Raw genomic sequence first — 24,243 nt, forward strand, 5'->3', positions numbered from 1 at the left:
CTAAGCGTCGCTTGCGCCGCGGGCCGGTTCAGCCCACCGGCCTGGCGATGCGCTCGCGCGCCCGCTCCTCCCAGCCCGGCGGCACCACAAACCCACGGGTACGCTCGCGCCACACCCCGGGCTGCCCCGCCGGCTCTACCTCGCACAGCATCACCGGCGCTTCCCGGCGCCAGTTCTTCTCGTGATGCGTCTCCGCAAAACGCAGTGCCAGTGCCTCATGAATCGCCTCGGCGGTTTCCGTGTGCGCTTGCGCCACCCTGGCCGGCGCCATCCACGCCGAGCGCGGCAGCCGGTACCAGCGCGAGCCTTCGCGCTGGCCAGCCCAGGCCAGCCAGTCCGGCAAGGTGGACCACCATCCGTGCAGGTGATCCGGCGCTATGCCCAGGCTGTCGATGGATAGCGGCACCACGCCGTCCCGGTAGAAGAGCCAGCCGAGCAGGTAGACCTCGCTGCGGTCGACAGGGCGGCCCAGCAGTGCCAGGGCCTCGGGGGTGCGTGACAGCGGCAGTTGCCTGCGCACAATATGTTCGAGCTTGTCACCCAGGCGGTCCACCAGGTTGGGGCCGACGAAGCAATGGCGGTCCAGCACGGCAGCGCCGGGCCCGCCGCCGCGCGGCGCGCCGTGCGCCGCAGGCTCGACCAGCAAGTAGAACTTGGCCGCCATCTCCCAGTGCACGGTGGCGCCGCTGGCCACGTCGCGCCAGACAAAATCGAGCTCGCCCAGCGTCTGCACGCCATGCGCGCCGGCACGGCGCACCGGCAGGTTCGCCGCAAGCAGCTCCAGCCCCTCGGCGTGTTCCAGTGTGAATTGCAGCAGGCGCTCGGCATGCCGGCCCAGCCGCAGGCTGGGCGCGGGCGACGGGCCGCGCACGCGTTGCTGCTCCAGGCCCGCAGCAAGTTCGGCAATGGTGGGAGGCAGCGCGGCGGGGTCGGCGGCGGGCAGCCAACGCTGCCAGGCGGCCAGCGCGCCTTCCGGCCAGCGCGCGAGCGCCGCTGGCGAATGCCCGGGGGCGTTGCCATTGATGATGGCGTTGCCTGCGTCGTCCGTCGGCAGGAATGCCAGCAGCGGAGGCGACAGCGAGCACCAGGCGAGCTCGCGCAGGCGCTGCGAGACGGCATGGCGCCAGAGCGGCGCCATCTCGATGGCGCCGCCAGGGCTCAGCGAGAACTCAGGCCTTGGCTCCCGCACGGGCATGTACCTCGCGGGCCAGGCACAGGTCTTCCCAGGCACGCGCCTTGTCGGACAAGGTGCGCAACAGGTAGGCCGGGTGGTAGGTCACCACCACCGGAATGCCTTCGTAGCTATGGACGGTGCCACGCAGCTTGCCGATCGGCGTGGTGGTGCGCAGCAGGGACTGGGCGGCAAAGCGCCCCAGCACCACGATCAGCTTGGGCTGGATCAGCGCGATCTGCCGGCGCAGGTAAGGCTCGCACTGGGCGACCTCCTCCGACTCGGGATTGCGGTTGCCGGGCGGGCGGCACTTCAGCACGTTGGCGATAAACACGTTGCGCCCGCGCGCCAGGCCGACCGCCGCCAGCATATTGTCGAGCAGCTTGCCGGCCTGGCCCACGAAGGGCTCGCCTTGCAGGTCCTCGTTTTCGCCGGGGGCTTCGCCGACCAGCATCCATTCGGCCTGGCGGTCGCCCACGCCGAACACGGTCTGGGTGCGGCCATCGCACAACTGGCAATCGGTGCAGCCGGAGACCCGCTGCGCAAGCGCGGCCCAGTCCAGGCGCGCAATCACGGCTTCGCGCGTGCCGGTATCTGCCACCGCCGCCGCAGGCTCTGGCGGCATGCGCGCGACGGCGGCTTCGGCCGTGGCCGACACTCCCGCGTCCATATCGGCTTGTGCCGACCATGCGCAAGGCGCTGCTTCGGCCTGCGCTTTGGCATCCCCTTCGTCCTGCGCTTCGGGCTGGGCTTCGTCCACGCCAGCGTCGGCCACAGCGGCGAGCGTCACGGCGGCCTGGGCCGCTTCGCGCGAGGCCGTGTCGTCATTGACGACGGGATCTTCGGCGCTCGGGTCGGCGAGCCCCGCCATGGCGGATGGCTCGACCGCCTCCGGCAGGGCTGGCGCGCGGCGCAGCACCCATTCATCGGCAATGCCGAGCACTTCGAGGAACCTGGCGCGGCGGCTCATGGCACGGCCTCCGTGGGCGCCCACGCGCGGCGCAGCACAAGCGCATCCTCGCGCGTCTGGCCGGCTGCGGGGTAATAGCCCTTGCGCCGGCCGATCTCGGCAAAGCCTGCCTGACGGTACAGCTCGATGGCACCCACATTGGAGGGACGCACTTCGAGCAGCATGGTGTGCAGATGATGCGCGTGCGAGGTAGCCATGGCAGCGGCCAGCAGCAGCCGGCCAAGGCCGCCGCGCTGGCGCGCCGGGTCCACGGTGATATTGAGCAGGTGCATCTCGTCGACAACCGGCATCAGCACCGTGTAGGCGACCAGCACGCCCCCGTTATCCCGCAAGGTCAGGCCGATGTGACCGGCCTTGACGGAATTCTCGAAATTGGCACGGGTCCATGGGTGGGTGTAGGCCCGGGCTTCGATCTGCGCCACGGCTTCCACATCCAGCGCCGTCATGCGGCCAATGCTCCAGCCCGCCGGCACGCTTGGCATCACCGGCACCTCGGGCCATGCGTACCCGCTGCCGCACGCTGCATGCGCGCCCTGGCCGGGATTGGCCGAGCCGGCGTCCGGTGGCGGGTTGCGCTCCACGCTCACGGCTGGTCTCCCGCCGCCAGCGCAGCGCGCTGCGCCGCCACGGCCTGGCGCTCGGCGATGGTCTGGGCGACCTTGTCGCGCAGATAGATCGGCATGGCATCGGACGGCGCAACGGTTTCGTTGCGGGCCAGCGCGCGCAAGGCAATCGATACCAGGGCCGGCGCGGCGGGCAAGGCCTCGGGCACGCTGTGCAGCGCCAGCGCCGTGGCCTTGAGGCGCTCGCCAAACACGGCAGCGGCACTGCCCGCGAGCCAGAACGGCCCGGTGGGCAGGCTGACGGCCTCCGGCGGGCACACCTGCATGTCGGTCGCCGCCTGCCACGCCTGCGCGGCGCCATCCCAGCGAAACGCGCCTGCGTAGGCTTCGTCCATGCGGGCGTCCAGCGCCACCAGCACGGATACGTCGAGCGGCAGCGCCGGCATCCCTTCCCCGCCCAGGCGCACGCGTTCGGCGCAAGCCATCAGCGAATTGACGGGAATCACAGGCAGATCGGCGCCAAAGGCCAGGCCCTGGGCCACGCCGCAGGCGGTGCGCAGGCCCGTGAAGGAGCCCGGCCCGGCGCCAAAGGCGATGGCGGCACAGTCCGACAGGGCAATGCCGGCTTCGGCCAGCAACTCGCCGGCGGCCGGCAGCACGCGCGAAGACGAGCGCGGGCCGGTGTGTTCATGACGAACCAGGCACTCCAGGGCGCCGCCATCGGCAATGCGCCCGAGCGCGACGGAACACCACTCGGTGGAGGTTTCAACTGCAAGAATCCAGGACATGGCGAGATTGTATCCGGAGCGGCCCCAAAAGCTGAACTAGCGCGCGGTGCGCACGCCTCGCCCGGGGTGCGCCGGACTGAAGCGTTCTTCGGTTTCTTTCGGCTCAAACGCGCGGTGGCGGGCGCTATCATCGCGGCTACCGGGTTTTTCCCGAACACCGAACCCAAAACGCATCCCCCCCATCCAGCCAGGAGAACCCCATGAGCGACCTGCAGGCACGCTTTGCCCAAGCCCAGATCGACGTCAAGCAATTGACCGAGCGCCCCAGCAACATGACCCTGCTGCGCCTCTACGCGCTGTTCAAGCAAGGCAGCGAGGGTGACGCCCATGGCGACAAGCCGGGCATGACCGATTTCGTCGGCCGCTACAAGTTCGAAGCCTGGGAAACGCTCAAGGGCACCGCCCAGGAAGACGCGCAGGAAAAATACATCGCGCTGGTGGAAGAACTGCGCAGCGGCGCCACCGCCTGAAGCCATATGCCATATGGGTTAGCCGGCGCTCGGCCGGCTAACCCTTCAGGCCTCGGCCAGCGGCCTAGGCCGTATCCGCCAGGCTGCCAGGAGGGCGGTGGCAATGACAAGGCCAACCGCCAGGAAGGTCTCGTCGAAGGCGCGAATGCGCGCGGCCGGGTCGCCGTCGGTACCGAGCACCGCACCCTGCGCGGCCAGCCGCCATTGCAGGCCGACACCGGCCAGGCTTACCCCGATCGCACCGCCCAGTTGCCGGATGAAGTTGATGCAACTGGAACCCTGCGCAATCAGCGAATAATCCACGCCCCGCATCGAGCCCAGCGTCAGCGACGGCAGGATGCAGCCAAGCCCGATCCGCCCCAGCACCGCAAACCCCACCAGCAGCAAGTAAGGCGTGGCCTGGGACCCCATCGCCATCAGCAGGAACGAAGCCGACAGCAGCGCGAGCCCGAACGACACCTGCAGGTGTGGCGGGATGCGATGAGTCAGCCGCCCCGCCGCGGCAATGGTCAGGGCCAGCGCGATGCCGGCCGGCAGCAGCACCAGCCCGGCGCGCGACGGCGTATAGGCCAGCGCCATCTGCATGTAGACGGGCAGCAGGTAGGTCGATCCGAACAGCCCCGCGCCATAGATGAACGCCACCACCGCCCCGGCCGAAAACTGCCGGTAGCTGTACAGGCGCATGTTCATCAGCGGGTTCTCCGCGCGCAACTGCCACAGCACGAACACCACCAGCATCAGCACGCCAAAGCCTGCCAGCGCCATGCCGGCAGGCACGCTCTCGCGCATCTGCACCAGCCCGTTGAGCAGGCTCACGGTGGCAATGCCGGCCAGGCCCAGGCCCTGCCAGTCGAGCGGCTTGCGCTCGCCCATCATGGCCGAGTCCACCGCCATGAAGCGGCGCGCCATCCACAGCCCGATCAGCGTCAGCGGCACCACCACGAAGAAGATCGAGCGCCAGCCGAAGGCCTCCACCAGGAAGCCGCCCACGCTGGGGCCGAGCGCCGGCGCCAGCACCACCCCAAAGCCAAACATGCTGATCGCCTTGCCCTGCTCGCGCTCCTCGAACACCCGCAGGATCAGGATATTGGGCAACGGCTGCAGGATCCCCGCCGCAATGCCCTCGGCCACCCGCATGGCGATCATCACGCCATAGGTGGGCGAGAATCCGCCGACCAGCCCGCCCATGCCGAGCAGCAGCAAGCTGCCAATGAACGTGCGGCGCAAGCCGTAGCGGTTAAGCAGCCAGGGTGTGAGCAGCATCGACAGCGTCATGGCAATCATGAAGCTGGCCGCCACCCATTGCGCGCTGTCCTGCCCCAGCACGAAATGCCGGCTCAGGTCAGGAATGGCTACATTGACGATGGTCGACGACACGATCGAGGAGACCGTGCCCAGCATCAGCGTCAGCAGCACCAGCCAGCGCAGCTGGCTGCCATAGCGTGCCCGCAGCGATTCCCGGGTCGGGCCGCCCGGCTGCCCGCGGGAGGCGGGCGACGAGGGCTGCTCGCTCACCCCAGCCGTCCGAGGGCGGCCAGTTCGCGGATTTTGCGCACGGTGTCGAGGTCGGCCTCGTGATAAGCCGACTTGACGATTTCGGCGAAACGATCGTCGCCGCTGTCGTCCACCGCGGGCATGGTGGTCTCGTAGACAAAGCGCAGCAGCAAGGCGCCAGGGCCCGGCGTCTCGATCGCCATGGTCAGGGTGCCGCCGGCGTGCTCGTCGGTAGGGGCGGTTTCATAGCGCACGACGCGGCGCGGCTCGAAGACGACGCGGTCGCGAATCGTGGCCTTGCCGAAATGCAGCTTGCGCTCGACCCAGTCGTCGCCGCGCTCCACGATCTCCGCGCGGTCCAGCCCCATGACAAACAGCTCGGGCTCGGCACTGCGCAGCACCAGCCCTTGCCAGAGCTGCTCCGGCGTGAGCGTGTCCAACTGGATATTTTGTGGATCGTTGATCTCCACCAGGTGCTCGAAACGCAACTTAACTCTCCCGATCTATAGTTAGCCGATATTATGAAGGTCTGTGCCAAGGTCCGCAGCAAAACTTCCCGGAGCCCACCCATGAGCGCCCTGCCGTCTCCCGACACACGAACCGATGTCCTTAGCGCCATCGATCCGCTGCAGGTACTGGTCTACGCCGACTCGCTATCGTGGGGCATCGTGCCGGGCACGCGGCAGCGCCTGCCCTGGCCGGTGCGCTGGCCCGGCCGGCTGGAGCTTGCACTGAACGGTGCCAAGGCCGGCGGGCAGCGCCCCGTGCGGATACTGGAAGACTGCCTCAACGGCCGCCGCACGGTCTGGGACGATCCCTTCAAGCCGGGCCGCAACGGCATCCAGGGCCTGGCGCAGCGCATGGAGATGCACGCGCCACTGGCGCTGGTGATCCTGATGCTCGGCAGCAACGATTTCCAGTCCATGCACCCGCATAACGCCTGGCACGCCGCGCAAGGCATCGGCGCCCTGCTCGACACCATCCGCGGCGCACCCATCGAGCCGGGCATGCCCGTGCCACCGGTGCTGGTGCTGGTGCCCCCGCCCATCACCACGCCGCGCGGGCCGCTGGCGCCGAAGTTTGCCGGCGGCGAGCACAAATGCGCGGGGCTGGCGCAAGCCTTCCAGGAAGTCTGCCGCGCGCGCGGCTGCGACTGATTCGACACCGGCACGGTCATCCATAGCAGCGAAGTCGACGGCGTGCACCTGGACGCCGCCGACCACATCGCACTGGGCGATGCGCTGGCACCCGTGGTCGATGCCCTGCTGGCGCCAATGCGCGCCTGAGGCCCTCCGGGGGCCCTCCCGGGGCCGCTCTCAGCCTTGCGCGTCACAGGCGCCGAGTAGAACACTCCTGACAGTACGTGTCAGGAGTGCCGGCGCACAATCCTGATCTTCGGGCGAAGTGCTTCCTTGCGGGCCGCGCCCCCCATTCCAAGCAGGAGACCGCGATGCAATTGCTGATCAATATCGACGTCGACGACCTCGCGCACGGCATCCGCTTCTACCAGCACGGCCTTGGCCTGCGCCTGGCGCGCAAGCTGTTCGACGGCTCCGTGGCGGAAATGCTGGGCGGCGGCGCGCCGATCTACCTGCTGGCCAAGGCACCGGGCACCAGGCCCAGCACGCGCGCCGACGGCCGGCGCGACGATCGCCGGCACTGGACGCCGGCGCATCTCGATTTCGTGGTGGCGGACCTGGAAAGCGCGGTGGAGCGTGCGCTGGAAGCCGGCGCCGAGCTGGAGGACTGGCCGCAGGATTTCGCCTGGGGGCGGCAGGCGATGCTGTCCGACCCTTTTGGCCACGGGCTCTGCCTTATCGAGTGGAAGGGTGACGGTTATAGCGCCGCCGAAACGGGAAAGGAAGCCAGGGTGCCGGCGTTGCAGGATCAATAGCGCCATAGCCCGGCCATGCCCGCGCGGCCCGGCCAAAGGAAGTACGCCGGCTCGCGGCGCAAGGCCGTCCACAAAAGTGGATATGCAAGCGCGGTTTGCTTCGTTGGTGGCGCGCAAACCTTGCTCTATCGTCTCTCGGGTGCAACTTCGAGAAGACAACGCGGCATGTCCAACTTCGACCCGGATCTGAACGATCCCTTCGTCGCCCGCGCGGTGGTGCTGCGCGAGACCTTCCATACCGATGCCGTCGCCCGCGACAAGGCTGGCGGCCGGCCTACCGAGCAAATCCGCTTGCTCAAGGAAAGCGGCCTGCTTTCAGCGGGCATTCCCACGGCCTACGGCGGGGGCGGTGCTTCGTGGCTTTCACTGCTGCGCGTGGTGCGCGAATTCGCACGTACCGATGGCTCGCTGGCCCACCTCTTCGGCTACCACCATCTGCCCGTGCACGCCGTGCAGGCGCGCGGCACGCCGGCGCAGCAGGAGCGCTGGCTGCGCGCCGCCGCCAAGGCGCAATGGCTGTGGAGCAACTCGGGCAATGCGCTGTCGAAGACGTCCAGTGCACAGCGCGCCCCCGGCAACGAGGGCTGGGTGGTCACCGGTTTCCGGCCCTTCTCCAGCGGCAGCCATGTGGCCGACGTGATCCAGCTGGCATGGGAGAACGCGCTGGGCCAACGCCTGATGGGCGTGGTGCCCGCCGATCGCGCGGGCATCGTGATCGAGGATGACTGGGATGGCATCGGCCAGCGCCAGACCGGCAGCGGCACCGTGACGTTCAACAGCGTGCTGGTACGCGACGATGAACTGCTCGGCAAACCCGACGATCCGCTCACCCCTTTCGCATCGCTGACCACGCTGCTGCAGCAAAGCGTGCTGCTCAACGTGTTTGTCGGCACGGCACAGGGCGCGCTCGACGAAGGCCGCGCCTATACCGCCACGCAGTCGCGCCCATGGATCCACTCGGGCGTGGAGCGCCATGTCGATGATCCGTGGGTCCAGCGCAAATACGGCGAGCTTGCCATCCGCACCTTGGCGGCAACCGAGCTGGCCGACCAGGCGGCGCGCAGCCTGGATGCCATTTACGGCTACGGACAGGCGCTGACGCTGGAGCAGCGCGGGCCGGTAGCCATCGCGCTGGCTACCGCGAACCTGTACGCAGGGGAAACCGGCCTGGCCGTATCGAACGAGATCTTCGAGGTGATGGGCGCGCGTTCGGCCACCAACGCCAACGGCTTCGACCGTTTCTGGCGCAACGTGCGCACCCACACGCTGCACAACCCGGCCGAGTACAAGAAGCGCACGGTGGGCACGTGGTTGCTCACGGGCGAGTTCCCCTCGCCTGCCATCTATCGCTGACCCCGCCGAACCTGCCGACCCCACCAAACATCATGAGCCGCGACCGACTGTTCCTGCTGCAACCCGGATTTACCGACCCCAAGCATCCCGGCGAACACTTCGTCTGCCCGGACTGCCTGCCGATCGAAGGCCTGCTGGCCAGCGCGCCCGCACTGGCAGCGCGCCTGGACATTTCACGCGAGCCGTTTGCGCGACCGCGCGAGGCGGTGGCCGCCCTGCTGGGCGAGGCGCACCAGGGCCTGCCGGTGCTGATCCTGGGCGACGCCGCGCCGGCACCTGCCGACGCCCAGCGGCATGGCGGACTGCGCTTCGTCACCGATACCCGCCGCATCCTTGCCTTGCTGGCGGAGCGCCATGGCTTTGCCAAGGTGCATTGAGCCTTCGATGACGGCTACCGACCGAGACCCAACATGACCGCCAACGTCGCCTTTCTTCACACGCCGGGCGAACCAGCGCCCGCGCTGTTCGAGCCGGACACCGGCAACCCCTTCATCGCCCGCGCGGTCTCGCTGCGCGAGCGCTTCGCCGACGACGCCATCGCCCGCGACCAGGCCGGCGGGAAACCCGCCGAGCAGATCCGCTTGCTCAAGGAACACGGCCTGCTTACGCTGCTGCTGCCGCGCGAAGTCGGCGGCCAGGGCGAAACCTGGTCGACCGTGCTGCGCATCACGCGCCTGTTCGCGCAGGTGGACGGCTCGCTCGGCCATCTGTTCGGCTATCACTACAGCAGCCTGCTGAGCCCGCGCTTGCGCAACGCACCGGAGAAGGCCGCCAGCCTGTGGCGCCGCTCGGCCGAAGGCAACTGGTTCTGGGGCAACACGGCGAACAGCTTTTCCAGGAGCCTGTTTGGACGGCGCGATGGCGAGTGGTTCGTGCTGGACGGCTATCGCCCCTTCACCTCCGGCTCGCACGTGGCCGACTTCCTGGCGATTGCCTGGGAAGACGCCGACAGCGGCGAACGCCGCTTTGCCGCGATTCCCGCGGACCGCGCAGGCATCGTGATCGAGGACGACTGGGACGGCATCGGCCAGCGCCAGACCGGCAGTGGCCGCGTCACCTACCAGGGTGTGCGCGTGCACGAGAGCGAAGTGCTCGGGCAGCCGGTGCCCTTGAACCCCACCGGCGCGCCGGCCGAGCCCTACCGCACGGTCACGCCGCTGCAGCAGCAAAGCGTGCTGCTCAATGTGTTCATCGGCACGGCGCAAGGCGCGCTGCGCGCCGGGCGTGAATACACGGTGCATCAGTCGCGCCCATGGATTCACTCTGGCGTGGAGCGCCATGTGGACGACCCGTGGGTGCGCCGGCAATACGGCGAGCTCTGGGTCAAGACCCAGGCCGCCACCGCGCTGGCCGACCGCGCGCTGCTCGCGCTCGACGCCGTGATCGCACGCGGCGAAGCGCTCAGCGCCGAGGAGCGCGGCGAAGCAGCCGTGGCCATTGCGGCGGCCAACGTGCTGGCCGGCGAGGTCGCGCTGCAGGTCTCCAGCGAGATCTTCGAGGTCACGGGCGCGCGCTCGGCGGTGCGCAAGACCGGCCTGGACCGCTTCTGGCGCAACGTGCGCATCCATACCCTGCACAACCCGTCCGAGTACAAGACCCGCAATGTCGGCCGCTGGGTGCTGGGCGAAGGCCATCCGGAACCGGGGACCTACCAATGAGTGCATCGAACGGGGCGCGCCAGCGCCAGCTCCACCTCAACATCAACATCCTGCACTCGGGCTTCGTGCCCTCGGCGTGGCGGCTGCCCGACAGCGATCCCGCCGCCTTTACCGACGTGCGGCACTACATCCGCGTGGCGCAGATCGCCGAAGCCGGCAGGCTCGACGCGGTGTTCCTGGCGGACAACGCCGCTATCGTCGACCAGATTCATTTCCGCCCGATCCCGGCGCTGGAACCCACGGTGCTGCTGGCCAGCATCGCGGCAGCGACCACGCATATCGGCCTGATCGGCACGGCGTCCACCAGCTACAACGAGCCCTACAACATCGCGCGGCGCTTCGCCACGCTAGACCATGTGAGCGCGGGGCGCGCCGGCTGGAACGTGGTCACCACGGCCGATGTGCCGTCGGCGCGCAATTTCGGGCGCGATGCGGCGCCGGACCACGCGCAGCGCTATGCGCGGGCGGCCGAATTCACGTCCGTGGTCAAGGCCCTGTGGGACAGCTGGGAGGACGACGCCTTTATCGGCGACAAGGCATCGGGCCGCTTCGTCGACACCGCCAAGGTGCAGCCGATTGCGCACCAGGGCGAGCATTTCAGCGTGCAGGGGCCACTCAACCTGCCGCGCTCGCCGCAAGGCCATCCGGTGGTGGTGCAGGCCGGCGGCTCCGCCGACGGGCGCGAGCTGGCCGCACGCCATGCCGAGGCTGTGTTCTCGGCATCCCAATCGTTCGAGGAATCGCTGGCCTACGGGCGCGAGCTCAAGGCGCGCGCACAAGCGCTTGGGCGCGGGCCCGATGCCGTGCAGGTGCTGGCCGGCCTGACCACCATCATCGGCGCCACCGAAGCCCAGGCCCGCCGGCGGCGCGACGAGCTGATCGACCTGATCCCCTGGGACTACAGCCTGGCGCGGCTGGCTGGCACGCTCGGCATCACGCCGGACCGCCTGAAGCTGGACCAGCGGCTGCCGGACGACCTCGCCCTGCCCGCCAACGGCAATGGCAACCACACCTTCTTCAACGCCACGCTCGCGCTGGCGCGGCGCCATGGCTACACCGTGCGCGAACTGATCCGCGAGCTGGCGGGCGGCGGCGGCCACCGCGTGATCGTGGGCACGCCCGAGCAGATTGCCGACGACATCGAGCACTGGTTCCGCCACGGCGCGGCCGATGGCTTCAACCTGATGCCCGATGCGCTGCCCGACGGGCTGCAGGACTTTGTCGACGGCGTGGTGCCGATCCTGCAGCGGCGCGGCATTTTCCGCACGCAGTACGAAGGCAGCACGCTGCGCGAGCACCTGGGGCTGGCACGGCCGCAGGGCCGGCAAGGCACACGCATAGCCGCCTGATATCCCTCAACAACCGATAAGCAATCGATAAGCAATCATGGCTCAACGTAGCGGTTTCCTCAGCCTGGGCGCCTTCCTTTACCCCAGCGGCCACCATATCGCCGCCTGGCGCCATCCCGATGCCAAGGCCGACGCGGGCATCGACTTCAAGCACTACATCGCGCTCGCCCAGGCCGCCGAGGCGGCGAAGTTCGATCTGGTCTTCCTGGCCGACGGCGTAGGCACGCGCGGCGACGATGTCGAGTTCCTCAGCCGTACCGCGCACAGCTACCAGGCGCAGTTCGAGCCTATTACGCTGCTGTCCGCGCTGGCTGCGGTGACGCAGCGCATCGGCCTGGTCGGCACCGCCTCGACGAGCTTCAACGAGCCGTATCACGTGGCGCGCAAGTTCGCCTCGCTGGACCATATCTCGGGCGGGCGAGCCGGCTGGAACCTGGTCACCTCATCCAACGAGCACGAAGCGCGCAACTTCAACCGCGACCACCATTTCGCCCACGCCGAGCGCTACGAGCGCGCGGCGGAGTTCGCCGATGTGGTCACCGGGCTGTGGAACAGCTGGGAGGACGATGCCTTCCTGCGCGACAAGGCCAGCGGCCGCTACTACGAGCCCGCCAGGCGCCATGTGCTGGGCCATAAGGGGAAGCATTTCTCGGTGCAGGGGCCGCTCAACGTGTCGCGCACGCCGCAGGGCCATCCGGTCGTGGTGCAAGCCGGCTCCTCCGAAGCCGGCAAGGAACTGGCCGCACGCACGGGCGAAGCCGTGTTCACGGCGCAGCAGACGGTGGAGGATGCCGTGGCGTTCTACGCTGACGTCAAAGGCCGGCTCGCCCGCTACGGGCGCGAGCCGGATGACCTGAAGATCCTGCCCGGCGTATTCCCGGTGGTGGGCCAGAGTGAAAGCGAAGCCAAAGAGAAATTCGAGCAACTGCAAGCGCTGATCGACCCGGTGGTCGGCCTGGCACTGGTGTCTGGCCTGACGGGCGGCTTCGACCTGTCAGGCTATCCGCTCGACGGCCCGATTCCCGAGTTGCCCGAGACCAATGCCAGCAAGAGCCGCCAGCGCCTGGTGATCGACCTTGCGCGGCGCGAGAACCTGACCATCCGCCAGCTTTACCAGCGCGTTGCGGGTGCGCGCGGCCACTGGCAGGTGATCGGCACGCCCGGGCAGATCGTCGACCAGCTCGAGGAGCGCTTCCGCAAATACGGCGCCGACGGCTACAACATCATGTCGCCGGTGCTGCCGGGCGGACTCACCGATTTCATCGCGCTGGTGCTGCCTGAGCTGCGCCGCCGCGGCCTGTTCCGCGCGGAGTACGACGGCCGCACGCTGCGCGAGCACCTTGGGCTCAAGCGCCCCGCGCATCCAGCCGCTTCCTCCAGGCCCGCCGCCTCAACCCTTGCCGCTGCAGCATGACGACAACCTCTTCCTTCCCCGGCTCCGATCCCGATTTCCTCGCGCGCGAAACGCTGCGCCTGCTCGGCCCCGCGCCCGACAACTGGGTGCCGGACCATGCCGGCATCGACCACAACGTGGCCATCGTTGGTGGCGGCCAGAGCGGCAGCGCCTATGCCTTCGCGCTGCGCCGCGCGGGCATCGGCCGCGTGACGGTGCTCGACGCCGCGCCAGACGGTGCGCTGGCCGGCGTCTGGCGCACGCGCGCCCGCATGCAGAAGCTGCGCACGCCCAAGAACCTGGTCGGGCCGGAGCTCGGCCTGCCGACGCTGGGCTTCCAGGCCTGGTATGAAGCGCGGCACGGCGCCGAGGCCTATGCCGCCATCGACCGCATTGCGCGCCTGGACTGGGCCGATTACCTGGACTGGTACCGCAACTTCCTCGGCGTGCCGGTGCGCTACGCCACGCGTGTGGTACGCATCGAGCCCGTAACCGGCGCCGCGCTGCAGCACTTCCGGCTGCATCTTGACGTGAATGGGCAGCCGCGCGTCGAGACTGCGCGCAAGGTCATCCTGGCCAATGGCGTGGCCGGCAATGGCGCGCCGTTCGTGCCCGCTGTGTTGTCGCAGGCCGTGGCCGCCGGGCTGGCCGCGCATACGGCCGATGCCATCGACTTCGGCGCGCTGCGTGGCAAGACGGTAGCCGTGCTGGGCGCGGCGGCCTCCGCCTTCGACGCCGCCGCCGTGGCGCTGGAATCCGGCGCGGCCGCCGTGCACCTGTTCGCGCGCCGCGACCATATCGCCGCCACGCCGGTATCGCGCGTGCGCGCCTACCCCGGCCTTTACGACAATTACCACGCCCTGCCCGATGCCACGCGCTGGGAGCAAGCCATCCGCTATCGGCGCGCCGGATCCACGCCACCGGCCGACTCGGTGGAGCGGGCGCTCAAATTCCCGCAGTTCCATTTGCACCTGAGCACCTCGCTGTGCGCCGCCGAAGTGGAGTCCGGCCGCATCGTCACCGAGGTGCAAGGGCAGACCCTTCGCTTCGACTTTGCGATTGCCGGCACGGGCTACCTGGTGGATCCGTCGGCGCGGGCGGAACTGGCCGACATTGCGCCGCATATCCTGCGCTGGCGCGACCGCTACCAGCCTCCGGCCGATGCGCGCGACGACGAACTCGCCGCGTCGCCTTATCTGGGCAGCGGCCTTGAGTACCTTGAGAAAACACCGGGTGCCGCGCCGTGGCTACGCAATCTCCACGTGCATAACCCAGCAGGCTTTGCCAGCGTCGGCGTGCCGCTGGGCGATGTGCCCAGCATGCGGCGCGATATTCCGGCCTCGGTCGCCCGCATCAGCCGGGATCTGCTGCTGGCCGACCTGGCGCTGCACGAGCAGCGGATTCGTGGAGACGTGCCGGCGGATTTTGGCGCGGAGTTTTATGCTGGCGCGGTCTGGAAGCCCGCGGGCGCAGCGCTCGCTGCGGCTTGAGGCGGCTGTCAGCGCCATCGGACGACCCGCCTGGGGTGCGTGCCGCGTCAAGCGGATGCCGCGTGCGCCCATATGGCGGGTTGTAGCTTTCGAACGGCAGGTAGAGGTCGATGCGCCACTGCTTGGATAGCGGCTTGCCCGAAGCGTCGAGAACTTGAAGAGATCAAGCCAGAAATCCCATCAAGATCCAATGTACTTGTAGTACAGATCCAGTTTTTCGTTGTCTTCTGAAACTTCAATATGGAGAATAGCCTCACCGGGCCTGCCATTTTCAAAGAGTACACACTCCATTCCTAATGCCTTTTCATTGGTTTCATAGACATCAATGCATGGCCTTTTCTGCGTACGCGAATCAAAGGCCACCTCCAGTGGCGCAATGGATAGGATCACCCCCTCATCGAAGTATTCATCGATGCACTCGAAAATCTCTTCGGCCACTGCGCTGGAAATGCCAAACTTGTGCCGTAGCGCCTGCGCATCTCGCAGGCCGATGGTCTCGATAAATCGCTTCGCCTCGTCATAGGCTTGCTGCCTTGTTGGCGTTCGCATGGGTCGGCTCCGTGATGGCAAGACATCAAGGCGCCAATCTAGCACGCCAAGGACTTGGCGTAAATTCTGCAGGGAGTCCCGTGGATAGGCTCCAAGATCAGCAGAGAAAGAAGGCTGCAAGCTCAGCACAGGTCCTCGCCAGCGCAGCAGTCACCACAGTCACCTTGCCGATCTGCCACGCAAGTCAGCCGGAGCCCCGCTGCCGCCATCACGATCTGCCGTCAACTGGCATCGTCCGGGCCCTTCCTGCATGCCGGGATATGATCCGGGGCTATTGAGCAATCGTCGGATCTGGTGTACACATCGAGTTGCCCCACTTTCAGTGACACGTCCAGTGACGCTTATGTATTGCTCGGGGCAGAGCAGGCCATTCTCCGTCCTTTGGCGTGTGCGCGATGCCGGCCACACCGGGCTGCAGCGTGGTGCTGCCGTAGAGGTTTCCAATTTCCCCGGGTATCCATCGCAGACACGATGCCTTTCACCACCTGCCGCGCTAATGGAAAGCAGTCCGATCCGCCACCTTGCCCGCATGCAGAGGCAACTGAGTCTCGTCCTGTTCGTCGTCATTCCGTTGGCGCTGATGTTGGCCGGCACGCTTGGCTGGGGCATGTTCCGCGTTGTGGAGGATCAGGAAGAACGGATCGCCATCCATTTTTCCAGACTCACTGGCTATATCCGGGAGCAGGAGGCCTTCCTGATACGCCTGCGCACGCGAGTCCAGAGCTTGCATCCCGATGATTACACGGGCGATGTCAAGCTGCGGCGCATCGATTCGAGCGTCCATGGCGGCGTGATGCTGTTCGAGGCGCGGGTTCCGCGCACGTCGGTCATGTTCAGCATTGCCTGCAGGGGCACGGCGGACTGTCCTCCGCAAGACAGATCCGTGCTCCGGTTTGGCACATTTTTTTTCGATTACTACAGCGCGTACTGGGCAGCATCCCAACATCCTCCGGCAGATGTCTTCCTGATCGCGACGCACGCCGATACCAGTGTCGGCATGCAGGCGTTCCGCTCCAATTCGGACAACAGGTCCGAGGAGTACGGCGTGGTGTTCTCGATGGGCTCGCAGCATGCCGGCACGCACGCAGGCGGGCGCGACGTTGCATCGGAGGCTGTCAGCTGGCTCCGCGCAGATCCGGCGGCCGGGGGGGCAGGCAAGATGCTCGCCGTCCTGCCTCTTGATGCCGCGGCGGCCATACCGCGAGAGACGCAATCCGGGAACGATACGCTCTACGCTGCCGCGCTGTTGAACCTGGATAGCATTGGCAGTGTTCGGGGTTCTCTGGAAACACCCGGCTACGACGATTTCTGGCTGGAAGACAAGGCCCGCACCGCCTTTGCAGGCAAGGCGCCGATGCCCGCATCGAAGGCGGATGGCGTTAGCTTTGCCGCCGATGGACTGTACTTCCGGCTAAAGGACCCGAGCGGCTCGTGGCACGCGCTATATCGCATCAGCTATCCGACCTTCTTCCGCCATAACAAGGGCCTGCCAGTCATCCTCGCAATGCTGGTGCTATTCGGGCTGGGCGGCGGTTTGTCCTTCGTCCGCTGGCACAACCGGCGCGTGGTAGTGCCAGCGCGCCGGGCGCACGAGCGGCTGGCGGAAACCGACTCATTCATCCACGCGCTCATCGAGACCGCGCCTGTGGCGCTGTGCTTATACAACCGGGCGGACGGAACGGCGCTGTTCGGCAACCATCTGGCAAAGCAATGGCTGAACCTGGACCCGGGCCTGGATCCGGACCTGGATCCGGACCTGGATCCGGACCTGGATCCGGACCTGGATCCGGACCTGGATACGCACCAGGACCTGCAGTGCGTTCTCGACAATGCCTCCCAGGCCACGCAAGTGCTTGCTGCTACCCTGCCCGGCGCGATCGAGGAAATCCGGGGCGATGGCAGCAGGCCGCTCTCCCTGGCTTTCGCGCCGACCCGCTACCGTGGTCAAGCCGTGCTGCTGTGCGCGTTTGCCGATATCAGCGCACGCAAGGAAATCGAACGCGCCCCGGCCAAGGGAAAGCAGGACGCCGACAACGCGAGCGAGGCCAAGACCACCTTCCTGGCCTCGATGAGCCACGAAATCCGGACGCCGCTGTATGGCGTAATGGGCGCGTTGGAACTCCTGGATCTCACCGGCCTCGGCAACACGCAGAGGCAGTATGTCCAGACGATCCGTAACTCGTCGGAAATACTGATGCAAATCATCAGCGACGTCCTGGATATCGCCAAGATCGAAGCGCGGCAGCTGTCAGTCGAGGCGGACGACTTCTGCCTGCTATCGCTGGTGGAGGCTAGCGTCAGCCGCTTTGCCGCCAGCGCCCGGCAAAAGGGCCTGCTCCTGTACGCCTGCGTTGCGCCCGATCTGCCTGAGCACCTGCGTGGCGACACCATGCGGATTCAGCAAATACTGAACCATCTCCTGAGCAACGCCATCAAATTTACCGAAACCGGTCACGTGATTCTCCGCGTCCGGCAAGATTCAGCAGAGCGCGATGGCGTGACGCTCGTGTTCCAGGTGGTGGACACGGGGGTCGGGATCGCGCGGGAACGTCAAGCGGAACTCTTCACCCCGTTCTACCGGATCGACAGCAATATGCATACGGTAAGCGGCGCCGGATTGGGCTTGTCCATCTGCATGCGCCTGGCAAGGCTGATGCATGGGGACATCCGGGTGTTCAGCGATCCTGGCCTGGGAAGCAGCGTTTCGCTGATGCTCCCCTTGTCGCACGCTGCGGTGCAGGTACCGTCGCAAGCGCCCGTGCTGACGGGGGAAGCCGTCTACGTGCGATCCCCGAGCAAGGAGTTGACCGACAATGTGTGCGCATGGCTGAAGCGCTGGGGGGCCACCACGCACACGGCAGACGATGTTCCTGTCGATGCTGCGCGGCACGTGCGTGTGCTGGACCTTCTCGTCGCCTACCCGGTGCCCGAGGGCTGGACCGGGAATTATCTGTTTGCCGGCAGCGAGCCTGCCGCGGCGGACGCGGCGTTGTCGGCGGGACGTGGCTACCTGAGTGCGCACAGCATTCAAGCGATCGGCAGCGCCATCGCCCTCGCGGTGCCGGGTATATCCGAGCCAGTTGACAGGCAGGCGGAGCCGCTCGCTGCCTGCGCACAGCTTCGGGTCCTCGTGGCCGAGGATAACGCTATCAACGGCATGATCCTGAAGGAGCAACTTGAACAAATCGGCTGCCTGGTTGTCCTGGTCTGCGATGGGGTGGATGCGCTGGCCCGATGGCACCCCGATCTGTTCGATGTCGTGATCACGGACATCAACATGCCGAGGGCAAATGGCTACGAGTTGGCCGAAGCGTTGAGACAACAAGGCTACGAGGGCCCTATTATCGGGATCACCGCCAATGCGATGCGCGAAGAGGAGCAACGCTGCATGGACGCAGGCATGACGTCCTGGCTGGTCAAGCCATTTGACCTGGGGGCGCTACGGTCTCATCTGCGCTCGCCTGCGGTCATACGGCACGCGCCGGAGGCAGTCCCGGAGTCCCCGGCCAGCCATGATGAAATCGGGATCGTGCCGCTCAGGTTCCGCGACGTATTCTCCGAGACCATGCGTGGCGATATCACGGCGCTCAATCGAGCAAGCGTGAATTCGTCCACCGACGTTGCCCTGGATACGTTGCATCGTATCCGCGGAGCACTTGCTACCGTAAAATTGTTCAGACTCGTGAAATACTGTGAAGCCCTGGAGGAAGACATTCGCAGCGAAGGCCTTCAGCAAAAGCAGAAGGCAGGCATAACGCTGGTTGCCTCGCAGATCGAGGCCATTCTCGCTGAGTTTTGACAATCGACCAGGCGGCGGCTTCCCTTTATCCGATTTTTTGAACTCCATGAAAAAGACCAAAATCATCTTAGCGGACGATCATCCCCTGGTACTCATGGGAATACGCGAAGTCATCGAACGGGACCTGCGTTTCGTGGTGGTGGATTCCGCCTCGGGCCCCTCGGACCTGATCGCCAAGATTCCCCTTGCCCGTCCGGATATTATTGTCACCGACTTTGCCATGCCCGGTGATCCGGTCTTCGGGGATGGCCTGAAGCTCATCGCATACCTGGCCAGGACGTTTCCCGGCGTCAAGCTGCTGGTGCTGACAATGCTCACCAACCCGATCATCGTGTCGGCCCTTTACGATACCGGCGTGCACGGCGTGGTGTTCAAGGGCGACTCTCTCAACGACATCCTCGCCGCCCTGTTCGCGATCCGGAGTGGCCGCAGATACATTCCAGCATCCCTCCAGGGGTCTCTTCGCGAGAACTCGGGGTCGGATTCCATTGGCGAGCGAATCAAGACGCTGTCGCCGCGGGAATATGAAGTGCTTCGCCATTTCGTTGGCGGGGAATCGGTTCAGGACATCGCCAGGCAGTTCAACCGCAGTATCAAGACCGTGAGTGGCCACAAGGTGGCAGCAATGCAGAAGCTCGGTGTCACAACCGACCAGCAGCTCATTACCTTCTGCATTGCTACCGAGCTTTTTCAGTAGCGGGGCGCTATGGATGCGCCCTGCCGGGCGCACAAAAAAAACCCAAGCTGCCCGCGAGGGTCGCTTGGGTGGGTAGAAGTCCGGGCAGAGGGGGGGGAATCCTCGCCGGAATCGGGAGTCGGCATCACCAGGGAATGTTGATGCCGACGACCTCAAGAATACTGAAGTCATCACGCCTCTTCTACCAGAATAATCTGGTTCTGCAGCAACGTGCCGGCACACAGCCAGTTCGACATTGACAGCCGCCGGGCGGCTGGCTAGCGGGGATGGTTGATCATCATCGACCAGAACGACGCAAGAATCCCCACCACTTGGCAGGTGCGCGCCGGATAACTTCCCTGACTTCATCCGCACCGTAGAAGCCTATTTTCTTTAATTTCCCAGCCGACAATATCACAATTCCCAATTCATTATAATTTAAGTATTTTGTATACTTTATTACAATTTTATTAGCGAAAAAGAATTGTAATTCCACGATAGACAGAATCTCGATATCTGACGCGCGCAAAGAACAGCGCGCGTTCCAGATGAGGTTAAGGTCTTTGTGCACACCAGATGACCAACTCGGGAGGGATTTTTCGAATGGGGCCACACCTGACCTTGATGAGAGGCTGACTTGCACTGGCGGGCACCCGATCTCACACGCGTTGTTAAGCGTGGCGATAATCTCAATTCATTTATTTTTACCGAAAACAAGAACTGTCCTGTGTCGCTACCGGGGAATTCTGGCGAATATCTGCTGACACATGCGATCCATACCGGGGCTTTGGCGGCCAATATGCACTTTCATGTAACCAAGCCATCGGAAGGTCTTGCCCGCCCCCGATTGATCTGGGTCACGCCTTGCCGCTACCCGCAGGAGGATTGGCTTGCTGTCAGGCCCTGCCGCCTTGAAGCAGGGGCGAGATATTGCTACGCCATTCCGGTCATCGCTATTTGCCGTGCCGCTGTTACGCGGCTGGAGATTTACAACCCCTTGCCATACCGATCGCCCGAAATAATCGAAGTGGCCCGCCAGGCCGGCCGCGCCAGCCTGTGTGTGCTGCTGCCAGCCGGCGGCTACGCGGCCGCCGCCACGCCAGAGATTTCCGAGACCGAATATCCGGGAGCCGTTCATCCGAGTGCAGGCCAACGTGTAGTGGATGGTCGCGGCATCCCGGATGGGCCGGCTCTACGGAGCGGGGCGCGCCGCGCCGGGCACGGTCCGCCGGGCGCCGGATCGGTTTTACACAGATTCGTTGATCGGAGGGCTTAGTTGTGCCAATCAGAGTGCTTCTTGCGGATGACCATTCCACGTCGCGGAAAAAGACGCGCCAGGTGTTAGCGCTGATGGATGAAGTCCAGATCGTTGGAGAACCCGTGGATTCCGCCGAACTGATGCAGTGGCCGGGCAGAGCCAGGGCCGATGTCCTGCTCTGCGCCTTTCATCGTCCGGGCCGGCGACATGACGACAATATCGCATTGCTGGATCTTCTGCATGGCACCTGTCCTCGCTTGAAGGTTGTGATCATCACGAAGGTATCCAGCCCCTTGGTCCTGCGAGCCATGATCGTCTCGGGTGCCCATGGTCTGCTGCTGAGGAGCGACCCGGCCAGGGAGATCGCGGGTGCCATCCGGGCCGTCGCGCGAGGGCGAATGTACATCGCGCAATCGGTGCGCAAGTTGATGGCTCACTCCCGGATGGCGGAGGAGCCGATCGACGTCTTTGCCAACGACTGCATTTCGGCACGGGAGACCGAAGTGCTGCGCCGCTATACGCGAGGCATGACCGTCGGTGAGATCGCCACGGCGCTGGGGCGCAGCGTCAAGACCGTGAGCACGCAGCGCATTGCGGGCATGAAAAAACTGGGCCTTGCGAACGACCGCGAGCTGTACGAGTACGCGTTCGCATTTCGGTTTGCCCCTGCCAACGAGGATACCGCTGCAGTGGAGACCGTCAAGTCGCTGCGTGGATAACGACACTCCGGGGGCTTGCCAGCGGCATTGCGGGGGGGATGGGGGGCTATGGCAAATCACTGCTGAAATCAAAGATTGAGAATTGTCCGATAGGAAAGAATTCCGATCGACGGCAATATTCAATCATGCATTTCCACCGACTTCGTGCTGGGCGCCGTAGCGTCAAGATATCGCCGCCGCGCGTAGCCGTTGTGATGCTATATCTCCTGGCAGCGACGTTGCTGCTGTGCGCGGGCATGGCCGCGGTGCTGTACCTGGAGTCTCAATTCGAGAGAAGTATTTCTGCCTATCGGCGCCAGATGAATGCTGCGGCGTATAACGCGCAGATTTTCCTGGGGCGACGTAGCTCGCTGCTGAGATCCTTGATCGACTCCATATCCGAAGGCAGCGGCGAGCCTGTCCAGTTGCCGACAAGCGCGGCCCATCGCATCGAAGGGATTTCGCTCGCCATCGATCGGCAAGCCGGGAAGAGCTGGACCTTGTATGTGACTGAACGGGACAGGGACGCCATCGCGCGTTCAGGCGCCCATCTGGTCTACTGGACCGCTGCCAAGTCCACTCAGGTAGGGCTGGAGAGCGACCGCCGTGGAATCCGGGAGGCTCTCTCGCCCGAGGTGACAAACATGCTGGTTGCGCGGCACGCGCAATCGGCTGACACCGGGTCGATTATCTGGGCCAGCGATCGCACGCATCACCGTCTTTACATGTTTGGCCGGGTCGATCCTGGCGAGAAAACAGCCGGCTGGCTTGGATTGGCGTTGGACAATGTCGAGCCGGGTCTTCTGCTGTCCAAGCCTGGCCTAAGCTATATGCTGCTGGACCGTCAGGATAACGTTGTTCTCGAAAGCACGGGAGATGCCGAATTAAGGCGCGATCTGGCGAGAATGACGCGCGAGGATGCGTTTATTCGATACGGAATGGGCCCAATACCCAAGTACCTAACGCTCAGCAAGGCGGTAGGCGACGACGGCTGGCGTGTTGTGTATGTCATTCGTGCGAGCGCGCTGCTGAACGCATGCATGCCGGCTATCCGGCTGGCACTGGGGGGCTTCGTTCTGCTGATCATCGGCATGGGCATCGGCATCGTGTATATCAATCGGCACCAGGTGCGGCCGGCGCAGCGGCAATTTGACAGCCTGATTGAAAGCGAAGCGTTTAGCCGATCCATTATCGAGGCGGCACCGGTGGCATTGTGTGTGCTTCGCCGCCGCGACGGCAACGTGCCACTTGCCAACGGATTGGCGCGAAGCTGGTTTGATCCCGACGTCTCGTGGCGCGAAGCCGCACTGTCCAATGACCGCCATCCGGGCACCGGCCGCGAACTGGTGCTGCATGACGGCCGCAGCGTCTATGTATCTTTCGCGTCGGCGCGCTACCAGGGCGAAGACGTGGTGATCTGCGCGTTCAGCGACATCACCGCCCACAAGGAAATGGAAGCAGCAACGCAGCTGGCCATTCAACGGGCGGAAGCCGCCAATGAGGCCAAGACCGTTTTCCTGACCACCATGAGTCATGAAATTCGTACGCCACTTTACGGCATCCTGGGAACACTTGAGCTCCTGGCCTTGAGCGGCGCGTCAGGGCAGCAGCGGGAGTACATCAAGGCCATCGAAGGGGCCTCGGCTTCACTATTGCAGGTAGTGGATAACGCGCTGGACATCTCGAGGATCGAAGCCGGGAGCCTGATGCTCGAACCGGCTGCCTTCTCGCCGCTCGACCTGACGGAAGACGTGCTTTGCTCGTACGCTGCACGCGCGCAGCGCAAGGGCCTGCTCATCTACGCCTGTATCGATGCGGACATTCCCGGGAGCGTACTGGGCGACGCGGTTCGCGTGCGCCAGATCCTGAACAACCTGCTGAGCAACGCCATCAAGTTCACGCAGATGGGCCGGGTGGTGCTGCGCGCGCGGATGGTGGCAACCCGGCCGGAAGGCGTCGAGCTGATGTGGCAAGTGGCGGACACCGGCGTCGGCATTGCCGCGCAAAGCCAGGAGCGCATCTTCGAGTCGTATTATCAGGCAAGCGGCAGCCGGCAGCCGGCCGCCAGTTCTGGACTCGGGCTTTCGATCTGCCATCGGCTTGCCCAGTTGATGGGCGGCGCTATCCAGGTGGTAAGCGAGCCTGGGCTCGGAAGCCTCTTCTCGGCTACGTTGCCCTTCTCGTTGTCCATCGATGCACCGGATATCGAGATGCCTCAACTACGGCCTGGCGTGGTGTACGTGCGCTCGGACGTGAGGGAGGTCGCCACGCACCTGTGTGCCTGGCTACGCCGTTGGGGTGCCATCGCACAGCCTTACTCCGAAACGCGGGGTGGCTTGCATCGGGACGACATATTGATCGACGTGCGGCCATCGGCGCGCATTGAGATCCCCTGGGCGGGGCTCAGGATCCTGGCGATACCGTTTGGCCCCGATCATCCGCAGAGGACCGGGGGTGGCTGGCAAGTGAACGGATACAGCCTACGGGCGATCGGCCTTGCAGTCCAGTTTGCGCAGAACGATGTTGGCGAAGGCCGCTGATCACGCCCAGGCACCCGTGGCTCGCGTTAGCCTGGCATGATGTTGGCAAGGGATTGCCATCCAATCCGCCCAAGATAGGCCGCTAAAGAAGGCTGCAATGGATACACGCGAGGCCTTGGCAGACGACGAG

The 24,243-nt window shown here is 65.5% G+C and carries 19 protein-coding genes and 1 pseudogene; 13 read left to right on the forward strand and 7 right to left on the reverse strand.

Translation table 11 applies throughout. The features are described from left to right. Positions 1-28: 28 nt before the first annotated feature. From AC1RQC_RS01410 to tsaB, 4 genes are all read right to left on the reverse strand, one after another. Positions 29-1,195 carry a DUF1853 family protein gene (locus tag AC1RQC_RS01410; protein WP_492808622.1) on the reverse strand — a complete coding sequence of 389 codons (1,167 nt, stop codon included), beginning with the start codon at positions 1,193-1,195 and terminating at the stop codon, positions 29-31. Then, complete coding sequence (locus tag AC1RQC_RS01415; RefSeq protein WP_492882311.1) at positions 1,170-2,141, reverse strand: uracil-DNA glycosylase; 972 nt, start codon at positions 2,139-2,141, stop codon at positions 1,170-1,172. Before AC1RQC_RS01415 ends, AC1RQC_RS01410 begins: the two co-directional genes overlap by 26 nt. Then, positions 2,138-2,623 (reverse strand): ribosomal protein S18-alanine N-acetyltransferase, encoded by a 486-nt coding sequence (gene rimI / locus AC1RQC_RS01420; RefSeq protein ID WP_416050501.1) that lies wholly within the window; start codon positions 2,621-2,623, stop codon positions 2,138-2,140. The genes AC1RQC_RS01415 and rimI overlap by 4 nt, the downstream gene beginning before the upstream one ends. Before the next feature lie 101 nt (positions 2,624-2,724). Continuing rightward, positions 2,725-3,492 carry a tRNA (adenosine(37)-N6)-threonylcarbamoyltransferase complex dimerization subunit type 1 TsaB gene (gene tsaB / locus AC1RQC_RS01425; RefSeq protein ID WP_492808625.1) on the reverse strand — a complete coding sequence of 256 codons (768 nt, stop codon included), beginning with the start codon at positions 3,490-3,492 and terminating at the stop codon, positions 2,725-2,727. 200 nt (positions 3,493-3,692) lie between these two features. On the opposite strand from tsaB, the gene AC1RQC_RS01430 reads away from it, so the two are divergent. Then, positions 3,693-3,962 carry an acyl-CoA-binding protein gene (locus AC1RQC_RS01430; RefSeq protein WP_150983548.1) on the forward strand — a complete coding sequence of 90 codons (270 nt, stop codon included), beginning with the start codon at positions 3,693-3,695 and terminating at the stop codon, positions 3,960-3,962. A 45-nt stretch (positions 3,963-4,007) separates the two neighbouring features. Here the strand turns inward: AC1RQC_RS01430 and AC1RQC_RS01435 are convergent, their stop codons facing one another. Then, positions 4,008-5,477 carry a DHA2 family efflux MFS transporter permease subunit gene (locus AC1RQC_RS01435; protein ID WP_492882312.1) on the reverse strand — a complete coding sequence of 490 codons (1,470 nt, stop codon included), beginning with the start codon at positions 5,475-5,477 and terminating at the stop codon, positions 4,008-4,010. Continuing rightward, a complete protein-coding gene (locus tag AC1RQC_RS01440; protein ID WP_492371672.1) occupies positions 5,474-5,944 on the reverse strand; it encodes an SRPBCC family protein in 471 nt (156 codons plus the stop codon). Before AC1RQC_RS01440 ends, AC1RQC_RS01435 begins: the two co-directional genes overlap by 4 nt. Before the next feature lie 81 nt (positions 5,945-6,025). Here AC1RQC_RS01440 and AC1RQC_RS01445 point away from each other — a divergent pair. The 8 genes and pseudogenes from AC1RQC_RS01445 to AC1RQC_RS01480 all read left to right on the forward strand — a co-directional run bounded on the left by AC1RQC_RS01445 (position 6,026) and on the right by AC1RQC_RS01480 (position 14,593). Further along, positions 6,026-6,742, forward strand: a pseudogene (locus AC1RQC_RS01445) (SGNH/GDSL hydrolase family protein). A gap of 164 nt (positions 6,743-6,906) precedes the next feature. After that, on the forward strand, positions 6,907-7,350 hold the full coding sequence (locus AC1RQC_RS01450; protein WP_492371670.1) for a VOC family protein: 444 nt from the start codon (positions 6,907-6,909) through the stop codon (positions 7,348-7,350). A 165-nt stretch (positions 7,351-7,515) separates the two neighbouring features. Further along, positions 7,516-8,703: an acyl-CoA dehydrogenase family protein gene (locus AC1RQC_RS01455; RefSeq protein WP_492371669.1), complete on the forward strand. Its 1,188-nt coding sequence runs from the start codon at positions 7,516-7,518 to the stop codon at positions 8,701-8,703. A gap of 32 nt (positions 8,704-8,735) precedes the next feature. Then, entirely contained in the window at positions 8,736-9,080 is a 345-nt protein-coding gene (locus AC1RQC_RS01460; protein WP_492371668.1) for a DUF3088 domain-containing protein, read from the forward strand. Between the two features lie 33 nt (positions 9,081-9,113). Next, a complete protein-coding gene (locus AC1RQC_RS01465) occupies positions 9,114-10,361 on the forward strand; it encodes an acyl-CoA dehydrogenase family protein (RefSeq protein WP_492808630.1) in 1,248 nt (415 codons plus the stop codon). Next, positions 10,358-11,710 (forward strand): LLM class flavin-dependent oxidoreductase, encoded by a 1,353-nt coding sequence (locus AC1RQC_RS01470; RefSeq protein WP_492882313.1) that lies wholly within the window; start codon positions 10,358-10,360, stop codon positions 11,708-11,710. The genes AC1RQC_RS01465 and AC1RQC_RS01470 overlap by 4 nt, the downstream gene beginning before the upstream one ends. A 37-nt stretch (positions 11,711-11,747) precedes the next feature. Next, positions 11,748-13,124: an LLM class flavin-dependent oxidoreductase gene (locus AC1RQC_RS01475; protein ID WP_492882314.1), complete on the forward strand. Its 1,377-nt coding sequence runs from the start codon at positions 11,748-11,750 to the stop codon at positions 13,122-13,124. Next, the gene (locus AC1RQC_RS01480; protein WP_492882315.1) at positions 13,121-14,593 is read left to right on the forward strand and encodes a SidA/IucD/PvdA family monooxygenase; all 1,473 of its coding nucleotides are present in this window, start codon (positions 13,121-13,123) and stop codon (positions 14,591-14,593) included. The genes AC1RQC_RS01475 and AC1RQC_RS01480 overlap by 4 nt, the downstream gene beginning before the upstream one ends. A 180-nt stretch (positions 14,594-14,773) precedes the next feature. Here the strand turns inward: AC1RQC_RS01480 and AC1RQC_RS01485 are convergent, their stop codons facing one another. Further along, positions 14,774-15,142: a hypothetical protein gene (locus AC1RQC_RS01485; protein WP_492371663.1), complete on the reverse strand. Its 369-nt coding sequence runs from the start codon at positions 15,140-15,142 to the stop codon at positions 14,774-14,776. Positions 15,143-15,638: 496 nt separating this feature from the next. On the opposite strand from AC1RQC_RS01485, the gene AC1RQC_RS01490 reads away from it, so the two are divergent. From AC1RQC_RS01490 to AC1RQC_RS01505, 4 genes are all read left to right on the forward strand, one after another. Beyond that, positions 15,639-18,941 carry a hybrid sensor histidine kinase/response regulator gene (locus tag AC1RQC_RS01490; RefSeq protein WP_492882316.1) on the forward strand — a complete coding sequence of 1,101 codons (3,303 nt, stop codon included), beginning with the start codon at positions 15,639-15,641 and terminating at the stop codon, positions 18,939-18,941. Between the two features lie 46 nt (positions 18,942-18,987). Further along, positions 18,988-19,638, forward strand: coding sequence for a response regulator (locus AC1RQC_RS01495; protein ID WP_492371661.1), 651 nt, complete (start codon positions 18,988-18,990; stop codon positions 19,636-19,638). A gap of 1,329 nt (positions 19,639-20,967) precedes the next feature. After that, on the forward strand, positions 20,968-21,594 hold the full coding sequence (locus AC1RQC_RS01500; protein ID WP_492371659.1) for a LuxR C-terminal-related transcriptional regulator: 627 nt from the start codon (positions 20,968-20,970) through the stop codon (positions 21,592-21,594). A gap of 194 nt (positions 21,595-21,788) precedes the next feature. Next, positions 21,789-24,113, forward strand: coding sequence for an ATP-binding protein (locus AC1RQC_RS01505; protein ID WP_492882317.1), 2,325 nt, complete (start codon positions 21,789-21,791; stop codon positions 24,111-24,113). The last annotated feature ends 130 nt before the right edge of the window (positions 24,114-24,243 follow it).

The organism is Cupriavidus sp. GW822-FHT03E04 (assembly GCF_058801495.1).